Annotated in this window: 11 protein-coding genes and 1 riboswitch; of the genes, 3 read left to right on the top strand and 8 right to left on the bottom strand. The window is 67.7% G+C overall.

Going from position 1 to position 10,346, the window contains the following annotated elements:
• Together ACH107_RS26155 and ACH107_RS26150 are read left to right on the top strand one after the other, a co-directional pair.
• A partial coding sequence (locus tag ACH107_RS26155) for an Lrp/AsnC family transcriptional regulator (protein ID WP_412508563.1) occupies nucleotides 1–352 on the top strand: 352 nt, incomplete at its 5' end.
• A gap of 96 nt (nucleotides 353–448) precedes the next feature.
• Nucleotides 449–1,090, top strand: a complete 642-nt coding sequence (locus ACH107_RS26150) for an AMP-binding protein (RefSeq protein ID WP_310689897.1) — start codon at nucleotides 449–451, stop codon at nucleotides 1,088–1,090.
• Nucleotides 1,091–1,124: 34 nt separating this feature from the next.
• On the opposite strand, the gene ACH107_RS26145 is transcribed toward ACH107_RS26150, so the two are convergent.
• The 5 genes from ACH107_RS26145 to ACH107_RS26125 form a co-directional block, all read right to left on the bottom strand.
• Complete coding sequence (locus ACH107_RS26145) at nucleotides 1,125–1,793, bottom strand: SOS response-associated peptidase (protein WP_412508562.1); 669 nt, start codon at nucleotides 1,791–1,793, stop codon at nucleotides 1,125–1,127.
• Nucleotides 1,794–1,869: 76 nt separating this feature from the next.
• Nucleotides 1,870–3,318, bottom strand: coding sequence for a TrkH family potassium uptake protein (locus tag ACH107_RS26140; protein ID WP_310689895.1), 1,449 nt, complete (start codon nucleotides 3,316–3,318; stop codon nucleotides 1,870–1,872).
• Nucleotides 3,319–3,378: 60 nt separating this feature from the next.
• Nucleotides 3,379–4,482, bottom strand: coding sequence for a GTP cyclohydrolase FolE2 (folE2, locus tag ACH107_RS26135; protein ID WP_310689894.1), 1,104 nt, complete (start codon nucleotides 4,480–4,482; stop codon nucleotides 3,379–3,381).
• Nucleotides 4,483–4,669: 187 nt separating this feature from the next.
• On the bottom strand, nucleotides 4,670–5,215 hold the full coding sequence (locus tag ACH107_RS26130; protein ID WP_310689893.1) for a GNAT family N-acetyltransferase: 546 nt from the start codon (nucleotides 5,213–5,215) through the stop codon (nucleotides 4,670–4,672).
• Complete coding sequence (locus ACH107_RS26125; RefSeq protein ID WP_412508560.1) at nucleotides 5,215–6,393, bottom strand: aminotransferase class V-fold PLP-dependent enzyme; 1,179 nt, start codon at nucleotides 6,391–6,393, stop codon at nucleotides 5,215–5,217. The genes ACH107_RS26130 and ACH107_RS26125 overlap by 1 nt, the downstream gene beginning before the upstream one ends.
• 52 nt (nucleotides 6,394–6,445) lie before the next feature.
• A riboswitch (SAM riboswitch) is annotated at nucleotides 6,446–6,523 on the bottom strand.
• A 119-nt stretch (nucleotides 6,524–6,642) separates the two neighbouring features.
• On the opposite strand from ACH107_RS26125, the gene ACH107_RS26120 reads away from it, so the two are divergent.
• Entirely contained in the window at nucleotides 6,643–7,548 is a 906-nt protein-coding gene (locus tag ACH107_RS26120) for a serine aminopeptidase domain-containing protein (protein ID WP_412508559.1), read from the top strand.
• On the opposite strand, the gene ACH107_RS26115 is transcribed toward ACH107_RS26120, so the two are convergent.
• From ACH107_RS26115 to ftsY, 3 genes are all read right to left on the bottom strand, one after another.
• Nucleotides 7,518–8,123 carry an inner membrane-spanning protein YciB gene (locus ACH107_RS26115; RefSeq protein WP_412508558.1) on the bottom strand — a complete coding sequence of 202 codons (606 nt, stop codon included), beginning with the start codon at nucleotides 8,121–8,123 and terminating at the stop codon, nucleotides 7,518–7,520. The two genes, ACH107_RS26120 and ACH107_RS26115, sit on opposite strands and share 31 nt — an antisense overlap.
• Nucleotides 8,124–8,132: 9 nt before the next feature.
• A complete protein-coding gene (locus tag ACH107_RS26110; RefSeq protein ID WP_412508557.1) occupies nucleotides 8,133–9,035 on the bottom strand; it encodes an EamA family transporter in 903 nt (300 codons plus the stop codon).
• Between the two features lie 61 nt (nucleotides 9,036–9,096).
• Nucleotides 9,097–10,278, bottom strand: a complete 1,182-nt coding sequence (gene ftsY, locus ACH107_RS26105; protein ID WP_412508564.1) for a signal recognition particle-docking protein FtsY — start codon at nucleotides 10,276–10,278, stop codon at nucleotides 9,097–9,099.
• Nucleotides 10,279–10,346 lie beyond the last annotated feature (68 nt).

Genomic DNA, 10,346 nt, shown 5'->3' with positions numbered 1-10,346 from the left:
GGCCACCTGGCGCCGCCTGCGCCGCCTGCGCGCGGCGGGGGTGCTGGCCGGGCAGCGGGTCGAACTGGACGCAGAGGCGCTCGGCTTTGGCGTGACGGTCTTTCTCGGGGTCAAGCTGGCCACCAAGGGCCGCGTCAGCCTGGAGGATTTCGAACGCGCCGTGACCGCGATCCCCGAGGTGCAACTGGTCGAGCATGTGCTGGGCATGTATGACTACCGGCTGCGCGTCGTCGCCCGCGACCTGTCGGATTTCGAACGGGTGCTGCGGCGGCGGATCATGACCCTGCCGGGCGTCGGCGACCTGGAGGCCAATGTGCTTTTGTCCGAGGACCGCAGGCCGGGGCCGATCTAGCCATGGCGCGCGGGACCCTGCCACCCAATGCAAGGCCGCTGTGCGGTGACGCATTCGGCATTGTCCCCTGCCGCTGGCCCGGGCAAGGATGCGGCGATGCACGACCACACCGATCACCCGCCCGACTGCGGCTGCCACCTGCATGGCACCGCAGGGGATGACCCGCCGCCCGACAGGGCGCCCAACATGCTTTATGATGCGCTTTTCGCGCCGCATATGGACAGCACCGCGCCCCTGCTTTCCTGGCAGGGACGCCGGATCGGCCATGCCAAGTTCCTGCGGCTGGCAGCGCGGGCCGCAAATGCCTATGCCGCCGCCGGTCTGGGCGCGGGCGACGTTGTGGTGGTGCAGGTCGGCAAGTCACCCACGGCGCTGGCGCTTTGTGCTGGGGCGGTGCAGGCCGGGGTCGTCTACCTGCCGCTGAACCCTGCCCATGGCCCCGCAGAGGTCGACCAGGTCCGCGCGGCCAGTGGCGCGGCGCTGCTGATCTGCGATCCGGCCTCGGAACCGGCGCTGGCGGGGGACTGCCCGATCCTGACCTTGTCCGCGCAGGGCGCGGGCGGATCGTTCCTGGACCTCATGGCGGGGCAGGAGGACGTGGCCCCGGTCGCGGCGCGCGGGCCCGAGGATGCGGCCGCCCTGTGCGTCACCGCCGGCGTGCCCCATGTGGTGACCCACCGCGCCGAGTTGGCCCGGGCGCGCGGGCTGGCCGACCTTTGGATGCCGCCTGGCCCGTGACCTGACCGGCGACATGGAACGCAAACCGGCGCGGTCAGTCCTCGTCGATCGGCGCGATCAGCTCAGGCCCGCTGGCGCGATTGGAATTCACGGCGCGGCTGACCCGGTGAAAGTCAAGCACGTCCTCGCCCGGGGCCTGCATCAGCCTCGCGGCCCCCTTGCCCGCCTCGCCCAGCCAGAGCGGCAAGTCCGCGGCCTCCAGGATCACCGGGATGCGGTGGTGGATTTTGGACATGGCGTCATTCGCCCCGGTGGTCACGATAGCGCAGGTCGTCCACACCGCGCCGTCTTTTTCCCAATCCTGCCAGATGCCGGCAAAGGCCAGCGGCGCGCCGTCGCGGCGAGTGATGTACCAGGGCAGCCGGGTGCCGTCTTCAAGGCGGGTCCATTCGTAAAAGCCGCTGGCCGGGACAAGGCAGCGCCGGTCCCGGCAGGCGGCGCGAAAGGCGGGTTTCTCGGCGATGGTCTCGGCGCGGGCGTTGATCAGCAGCGGGCCATCACTCAGCGCCTTGTACCAATGCGGCACAAAGCCCCAGCGCATGGGCCGCAGGTGCCACGTGCCCGCGTCGCTGGTCACGGTTGCGATCTGCGTGGTGGGGCAGACATTGTAATCGGGCACCGCCGGAAGGTCATTGGCCGGGGTGGCGTCGAAGACCTGAGCCATCGCCGCGTGGGGCAGGGTCAGGGCCATGCGTCCGCACATCGTGCTTACCCTTTCTTGCCGACGTGCGGCACCGCGCCGGTGCGGCGCCCCGCCAGATCGAACCGGGGAGGGTGCATCAGGCCCTCCAGAAACGGGGCAGCAAGACCACGATCACCGAGACGATCTCAAGACGCCCCAGGTACATGCCGAAGATCATCTGCCATTTTGCCGCCTCGGGCAATCTTTCCAGCGACCCCGAGTCGGTGATGATCGACCCGAAGGCGGGACCGACGTTGAAGATCGCCGTCCAGGCCGCGGTGACCGACGACAGAAACGACAGCCCCGTCATGGACAGGCCGACAATCAACAGGAAGAATGTCACCATGAAGACGGTGAACATGAGGATGACGGAATCGAGGACATTCGTCTCGACCGGCTGCCCGCCGTAGGAGATGCGCGCGACGCGGTTGGGCGAGTGGACCTTGCGGATGCTCACCAGCAGGCTGCGCAGCAGGATCTGATAGCGGAACACCTTGATCGAGCACCCGGTCGAGCCTGTGCAGCCGCCGATGGCGCCGACCATGAACAGCACCATGAAGGCAAACGGCCCCCACGTCGTGACGTCGCCGGTGCCGTAGCCCGTGCCGGAAAAGAAGGATACGATGTTGACCAGGCTGAACCGCAGCACTTCCTCGAAGGGTGTGTCCTCGCGCAGGGCGCGGTAGATCACCACCAGGGCCGTGGCATAGGCCAGCCAGATCAGATAGGTGCGAATTTGCGGATCGCGCAGGATCGGGCCGGGCTGGCCGATGGCCAGCTGGAACATCCGGATGAACGGGATGCTGGCCAGGATCATGAAGATCACCGAGGCATATTGCACCGCCGGAGGAAAGCCGCCGATGGACTTGTCGGTGGTGGAAAAACCGCCGGTCGAGACCGTCGTCAGGGCATGGGCGACGGCATCGAAGATGGACATGCCCAGCACCACATAGGCGATGACCGCGGCGATGGTCAGCACCAGGTAGACATTGATAAGCCCCACCGAGATGTCGATGGCCCGCGGCAGCGCCTTTCCCAGCGTGTCGAACCCCTCGCTCTGGAAGAACTGCATCCCGCCAACGCGCATGACGGGCAGGAAGATCATCGCCACCACGACGATACCGACCCCGCCCAGCCATTGCAGGATGGCGCGCCACAACAGGATTCCATATCCCCGGTCATCTAGGCCACTGATGACGGTCGACCCGGTTGTGGTCATGCCGGACATGGACTCGAAGAAGGCATCGGTCAGCGACAGTTCGGTTTCGCCCAGGATGAAGGGAAGCGTCCCGAAAAGCGGCAGCACGAACCATGTGCCCGATGCCAGCAGGAAGGCATCGCGCACGGTCAGCCGGTCGGACAGACCGTTCCGGCAGGCCATCGCGATCATGCCGCCGATGGCGATGGTCAGCAGCCCGGATTCCAGAAAGGCCAGCGGCGCACCCGTGCCGCCGACGAGATCGGCGAGCAGCGGCGCCAGCATCGTGACACCCAGCGCCGCCACGAGAAGGCCGATGACATATCCCACGGGGCGCAGGTCCAACATGGGCGAAAGCGTTGGCCCGCCGTGTCGAAATAGTCAAGCGCCCGCGCGGCGCGCGCGTGGTCAGCGCGCGTGGATCAGGGTGGAAAACAGCTTGGGGTCCAGGCTCTCGGCCTCGAAGGTCGGGCCTTCGGTCAGCACGCTGACCGCATCGTGCGAATGCAGGGATTCCTGGTGGCTGGCGATCACGCGGAAATCACCGATGCGCGCATCCCCTTGGAGCGCCTCGGAAAACAGCCGCGCGGCATCCTCGACGAAGATCGGATTGGCGGCGTTGAGCTCGGCAAAGGCCTGTTCGTCCTCGCGCTTGACCATGACCTGGGTCTCGGTGGGCACCGCGCTGCGGCACAGTTCGATCAGGTCCTCGAACCACAGGCAGGGGGCATCGGCGTCCACCTCGACCGAGACGCGCGCGACCGACCTTTGGGAATGCGGCGTGGCCAGCTGGCCGCGATACTGCCGGGCGTGTTCGGACAGCTCCAGCGAACAGGGACAGGTCGAGGAATAGACATAGTCGAGGTGCATCATCCGGCGGCGCAGGCCATCGGTCTCCACCACCTCGAGCGCGATGTCGTAATACTGATAGCCCGACAGGCCCGAGCGCAGCGAACCGACCTTCACAGGGAAGGAAAAGCGCATCTCGATGCGGGCGTCGAAGCTTTCGAGATCGGACTTGTAGGCGTCCAGGGCCCGTTCGACCACCTCGAAGGAAAAGGTCTCCTCGGCATGCTCGTAGAAGGTTCGCATGATGCGGGACATGTTGATGCCCTTTTTTTCGGCCTCCAGGCTGACGGTTCCGGTGACGCTGGTCTCGAGCGTCAGATCGCCGTTGTCGCGGGTGTGAAAGCGGATCGGCAGTCGGAAATTCGAGATGCCGACATGCTGGATCGCCCGGCGGGCGCCACGGATAATGCTGGCCGGGCCGTTCTGAAGATCGGGCATGCTGGCCTTGTAGGCCTCGTCCACGCGGAATTCCTGCGGGTAGGCACGGGCCAGGGCCGGGTAGTTCGACACCTCGCCCCCGGGGATCAGGCGCGACACGAGGGGATCGAGGTCGGCCGCCTCGGCGTCGCTGGCCCCTTCGGCCCAGCGGCGCAGCAGCGCCAGCGCCTCGGCTGCGTCCTCGCGGGTCAACTCGCGGGTCAGGTCCTTGGAATGCAGGTTCATGTCGGCCTCTTCAGATGCACGCGCTTTCCCTTAACATGGGACGAACACGCTGACTTTCCAGATAGTGCCTTTACAATACGGGTTTGCGACACGACCGGATCAACAAGGCGACCTACGCTGCCCGGATGATCCGACGGCACCTCTCCCGGGTCAAGCGCCGTCGACGGCGCTTGCGGAGACGCGGCGTCTACCGGGCGGTTGCCAGACTGCCCGGCCAAGGATTGTCGAAAATCCTTGCTCCGGCCTCGGCCGCGCGGCCTTTTTCGCCCAGGCTGGCGGCCAATGGTTTTCGCATCTCGAACCGGTCCAGCACCACGCCCGCCCGGGTCACCGGGTCGGGGGCAACCACCTGCCACCCCTGGCGGGCAAAGAAGGATCGCGCCATCAGGCTGGCGCGGGTTGTCAGCAGCGGCAGCCGCCGCGCCCGGGCCCGGCTTTCCAGCACCGCAAGGAGTTGATCGGCGACACCCTGCCCGCGCTGCGCGGGCAGCACGAAGGCCATGTCCAGATACCCGCCAGCGTCCATCGCCATGAATCCGGTGATCCCCGCGGCCTCGGCCACGACGGTTTCCAGCCCCTCCAGCCGCGCAGCGAAGTCATGCGCTGACGGCGGCTCGGGCGCCCAGGCGGCGCGGGCCGCCTCGGGATAGGGGCTGGAGCCCTCGCGCACGGCGCGCCAGAAAACCTCGGCCAGAGCCGCCGCTTCCTCGAGTCGGGCATCGCGAATCCACATCAGGCAAGCTCCAGCGCCGCTGTCAGATCGGCGATCAGATCAGCTGGGTCCTCCAGCCCGATGGAGAGCCGCAGCAGCCCGTCGCTTATGCCCAGCGCCTCTTTCTGATCCTGCGGCAGACGCTTATGCGTGGTGGTCGCGGGATGGGTGGCGATGGACTTGGCATCGGCGAAATTGTTCGAGATCGTCACAAGCTCCAGCGCGTTGAGCACCCGGAAGGCCGCCGCCTTGCCGCCCCGGACCTCGAAGGCCAGCACGGTGCCGCCCGCCGCAGTGAGCGCCCGGGCCAAGTCGTATTGCGGGTGCGCCGCATGGGTCGGGTAGCGCAGCCAAGCGACGGCCGGATGCTGCGCCAGCGCCTCGGCCACCCGCGCCGCGCCTTCGGCCTGCGCCCGCACCCGCAGGTCCAGGGTTTCCAGCGCCTTGAGATGGGTCCAGGCGGTGAAGGGGTTCATCGCGCCGCCGGTGTGCTTCATGTAGGTCTCGATGGGCCCCCGGATCAGGTCGCGGCTGCCGCAGATCACGCCGCCCAGCATGCGCCCCTGCCCGTCCACGTGCTTGGTGGTCGAGACAATGGCGATATCGGCGCCGCAGTCGAGCGCATAGGAATGGATCGGCGTCGCCATGGCATCGTCGGCGACGACCAGCGCACCCTGCGCATGGGCCAGGCGCACGATCTCGGGCATGTCCACGACCTCGAGCGTGGGGTTCGAGATGCTCTCGAAGAAGACCAGCCGCGTGTCAGGGCGGATCGCCGCAGCCCAGGCAGCATTGTCCGTGCCATCGACCAGCGTCACCTCGACGCCGAAGCGGGCCAGGATATCCTCGAGCACATAGAGACAGGACCCGAAGAGCGCGCGCGACGACACGACATGATCGCCGGCCTTCAACAGGGCGGTCAGCGCGCCACTGACGGCAGCCATGCCGCTGGTGCAGGCGAAGGCGTCCTCATAGCCCAGCATGTCGGCGATACGGTCCTCGAACATGCGCATCGTGGGATTGCCGTAGCGGGCATAGATGAACTCATCCGCGCCCGCCTGCTGAAACCGGGCCTCGGCGGCCTCGGCGCTGTCGTAGACGAAGCCCTGAGTGAGAAAGAGCGCCTCGCTCACCTCGCCATACTGGCTGCGCCGCGTGCCGGAATGGACGGCCCTCGTGCGCCGCGTCCACTTGTCCATTTCGCCCTCCTTCAGGCATGAAAAAACCCCGATACCGGTCAAAGGCATCGGGGCAAGCATCCCATCGACCCTTTTAGCGGCATCTTTAAAGTGGCCCGCAATCCGGTAACAAATCGCCACTAAACGTCGGGATAGGCCAAGCCCGCCCCGGCGTCAATCCCGCCCGCATCTGTCACGGAAACATCATGGGTCTGTCACGCCTCTGTAGCGGTAACCCCGCACATGGACCCAAGATGTTGAGGGCAGCCGATGACACTTCTGGCAGTCAACATGGGCCGACACCCCGACGAGGCAGCACTCGCCACGGCGCTGGCGGCCCTGCCCGAGGCGGCCCCGGTGGTGATCATGCTGCATGGCTTTCGGTTCTCACCCGATCATCCCGACAGATGTCCGCACCGCCACATCCTGTCGCTTGAGCCGCGGCGCGACTGCTGGAAGGCCGTCAGCTGGCCGCGGCACCTGGGGCTCAAGGGCGGGGCCGGGCTCGCCATCGCCTATGGTTGGCCCGCCCGAGGCCACATCTGGGAGGCGCTGGCTTGGGCCGAGCGCGCCGCGACCGACCTGGCAGGTCTCATCACGACGATCCGGCGGCTGGCCCCGCAGCGGCCGCTGCACCTGATCGGCCATTCCCTGGGCGCCCGGGTGGCACTGCTGGCACTGCGCGGCCTGCCCGGCGGCGCGGTGGACCGGTTGATCCTGATCTCGGCGGCGCTGTTCCGGGGCGAGACGCAGGCCGTTCTGGCCGCCTCGCCCGCCGCCGCGGGTGCCGAATTCGTCAATGTCACCGGGCGCGAGAACCTGCTGTTCGATGCCTTGCTGCGGCTCGCCGCGCCCCTGGGCGGGCGCACCGTGGCCGCCGGACTCAGTGCGCCCAACTGGCTTGACGTGGCGCTGGACCGGCCCGCGACGCTGGCAGCCCTGGCGCGCATGGGCCATCGCATCGCGCCGCCCAAGGTGCCGGTCTGCCACTGGTCGGGCTACCTGCGGCCCGGGGTCTTCCGCTTTTACCGGGCGCTGCTGATGCAGCCCCACCGCACACCCCTTCCCGCACTGCGCGGGATGCTGACGCCCCCGCCGCGGCCTCGTCCGGTTCCGCGGCCTGGGCTGACGCGGGCGCGGGGCGATCAGCACTCGCCCTTCTCCTCGATCAGGTAGCGTTGCAGCCCGACGATCTGGGACCAGAGAAAGAGGAACAGCACGATCGGGAAGCCGAAGGTCTCGATCGTGACCCATGTGGTGTCGGACATGGTGCGCCATATCACTTCGTTGACCACGGCCATCGCGATGAAAAGCCCGCAGAGCCGCCGCGTCAGGATCATCCAGCCATCGTGTTCCATGGGCAGGAATTCCCCCATGACGAACTCCAGGTAGCTGCGCCCGCGCAACAGCCCGATGCCCAGCAAGGCCGCGAAGGTGCCATAGACGATCGAGGTTTTCATCTTGAAGAAGCGTTCGTCGTTGAACCAGGCCGTCAGCGCCCCGAAGAAAATCACCATGACGGCGGTGAAGATCTGCATCCGGCTGAGCTTGCCCGTCAGGTGCCACAGCACCGCCATGGCCACCAGCAGGATCGGCACGAAGGCCACCGTGGCGACGATGAACCCGGAATACTCTGTCCCGCCATAGGTAAAGCTGTCGTCCTTGATGCGCAGATACAGCAGGAAGAAGGCCAGCGTCGGGCCCAGTTCCAGCAGCTGTTTCACCCAGGGTTTGATCTGTTTCTCTGCCATGGGTCCCTCTTATCCTGCGAATTCCACGATGACAGCCCCCAAAGCGATCAATCCCATCAGGAACAGGCGCCGCGGGCCGACTGTCTCGCCCAGGATGAACCAGCCGATCAGCGCGGCCCAGACCGTCGAGGTTTCGCGCAGGACCGCCGCCTCGCCCACCTTGTCGAGCCGCGTGGCCAGCATGACCCCGCCGAAGCTGACCCAGGCGATGGCCGCCCCGGCAAAGCCCCGCCACAGCAACGACCCGACCCCGCCCGGGGCGCCAAGCCTGCGATACCGCACCCAGGCCAGGACCGGGAAATCCAGCGCAGTGATGAAGAAGAACCAGGCCAAAAAGGTGAACGGGTCCGGCGATTGCCGGATGCCCCAGGCGTCATAGACGGTGTAGAAGGCCACCAGCAGGCCACCCAGCAGCGCCCAGACCAGCCCGCGGCGCGCGCCCGCCGGGTCCACAGCATCGGCGGCCATGTTGCGCAGCGCCAGCAACGCCATGCCCCCCGACAGACAGGCCACGCCCGCCCATTGCAGCGGAGTGAAAAGCTCTCCGAACAGCAGGCTGGCCGCGAAGACCGTCACCAGCGGCCCGGTGCCCCGGATCACCGGGTAGACCACCGTATAGGCGGCCCGCTCGTAGGCCAGCGCCACGGCCAGCTTGTACAGGAAATGCACGCCAAGTGCCCCGGCTAGGATGGCGAAGGTCTGCGGCGTGGGCCAGGGCACCAGGAACAGCGCCACGGGGGCCGAGATCACCACCAGCCAGCCGTCGATGGCCCCGCGCATCAGCCAGGGGTCGTGGCGGCCTTTCTGCAAGGCACCAAAGCCCGCATGCGCCAGCGCCGATACAAGCGCCAGCAGCGAGGCCCAGAGCGCCCCCTGCGGCGTTCCGGCGATGGAGAGGATCCAGTCGCTCACGCTGCTCGGGTCGGATCCGGCGCGTCTGCCGCCTTGGCCCGCGCCGCAGGGGCCTGTCGCCTCACCGCTCCAGCCCCGTGAGGGCGGCGGCGAAATCCTCGGGATCGAAGGGGGCAAGGTCGTCGATCTGTTCGCCCACGCCGATGGCATGGATCGGCAGGCCGAACTGGTCGGCCAGGGCCACCAGAACGCCGCCCTTGGCGGTGCCGTCCAGCTTGGTCATCACAAGGCCCGAGACATCGGCCAGCTGCTGGAAGGTCTTGACCTGCGACAGGGCATTCTGGCCCGTCGTCGCATCCAGCACCAGCAGGGTGTTGTGCGGGGCGTCGGGGTCCTTCTTGCGGATCACCCGGACGATCTTGGCCAGCTCTTCCATCAGGTCGGCACGGTTCTGCAGACGCCCGGCGGTGTCGATCATCAGCAGGTCTGCGCCGTCTTTCTGGGCCTTGTCCATGGCATCCCAGGCCAGGCTGGCGGGGTCCGACCCCGCGGGCGCGGTCAGCACCGGAACCCCGGCCCGGTCGCCCCAGACCTGCAATTGCTCCACGGCGGCCGCGCGGAAGGTGTCACCGGCGGCGATCACCACCGATTTGCCCGCCGCGCGGAACTGGCTGGCGAGCTTGCCGATGGTCGTGGTCTTGCCCGAGCCGTTGACCCCCACGACAAGCACCACCTGCGGCTTGGAGGGAAAAAGCGGCATCGGCCGGGCCACCGGCTCCATCACGCGGGCCACCTCGGCCGACAGCAATTCCTTGATTTCCCGGGTCGAGAGCTTCTTGCCAAAGCGCCCCTCGGCCATGTTGGCGGTGACGCGCAGGGCGGTTTCGACGCCCATGTCGGCGCTGATCAGCAATTCCTCGAGCTGTTCGAGCATGTCGTCGTCCAGCTCGCGCCGGACCACGGTCTTCTTGTCGCCCCGCCCCAACAGGCGGCCCAGCAGGCCGGGCCGCGCGCCTGCGTCGGCCGTTTCCGCCGCCCCGGCCACGTCCAGAGGCTGCGGCATCTCGGGTGGCGGGCTGTCGGGCAGTTCCGACGGGGTCGGCGCGGGCGCAGACTGGGGCGCCTGGGGCACCTCTTGCGGCGTCTCGGGGGCCGTGGGTTCGGGCACGCGAACCGGGTCTTCCTGGGGGGCCGGGGCCGGATCGGGATCAGGGAGCGGGGTCGGTTCGGGGTCTGGCGCCGGCTCGGGCACGGGATCAGGGGCCGGATCGGCCCGGCAGGTTCGACCGTTTGGACAGGGAATGGAAGACCACCACCCGCTCGGGGTCGGTCCCGGTCTCGGCCACCGCTTCCAGGATGCCGGGGGGCGGC

It is taken from the genome of Roseovarius halophilus (ex Wu et al. 2025), from assembly GCF_047086965.1.
The sequence above is the reverse complement of the archived record's forward strand: the minus strand, read 5'-3'. Positions and strand labels throughout refer to the sequence as shown.

What these genes read in the sequence shown, in the direction of transcription:
- folE2 (WP_310689894.1), bottom strand. Translation starts at nt 4,482, where the DNA reads ATGAACCTGCATTCCAAGGACCTGACCCGCGAGTTGACCCGCGAGGAC.
- ACH107_RS26125 (WP_412508560.1), bottom strand. Translation starts at nt 6,393, where the DNA reads ATGGACAAGTGGACGCGGCGCACGAGGGCCGTCCATTCCGGCACGCGG.
- ACH107_RS26150 (WP_310689897.1), top strand. Translation starts at nt 449, where the DNA reads ATGCACGACCACACCGATCACCCGCCCGACTGCGGCTGCCACCTGCAT.
- ACH107_RS26120 (WP_412508559.1), top strand. Translation starts at nt 6,643, where the DNA reads ATGACACTTCTGGCAGTCAACATGGGCCGACACCCCGACGAGGCAGCA.
- ACH107_RS26130 (WP_310689893.1), bottom strand. Translation starts at nt 5,215, where the DNA reads ATGTGGATTCGCGATGCCCGACTCGAGGAAGCGGCGGCTCTGGCCGAG.
- ACH107_RS26145 (WP_412508562.1), bottom strand. Translation starts at nt 1,793, where the DNA reads ATGTGCGGACGCATGGCCCTGACCCTGCCCCACGCGGCGATGGCTCAG.
- ACH107_RS26115 (WP_412508558.1), bottom strand. Translation starts at nt 8,123, where the DNA reads ATGGCAGAGAAACAGATCAAACCCTGGGTGAAACAGCTGCTGGAACTG.
- ACH107_RS26140 (WP_310689895.1), bottom strand. Translation starts at nt 3,318, where the DNA reads ATGTTGGACCTGCGCCCCGTGGGATATGTCATCGGCCTTCTCGTGGCG.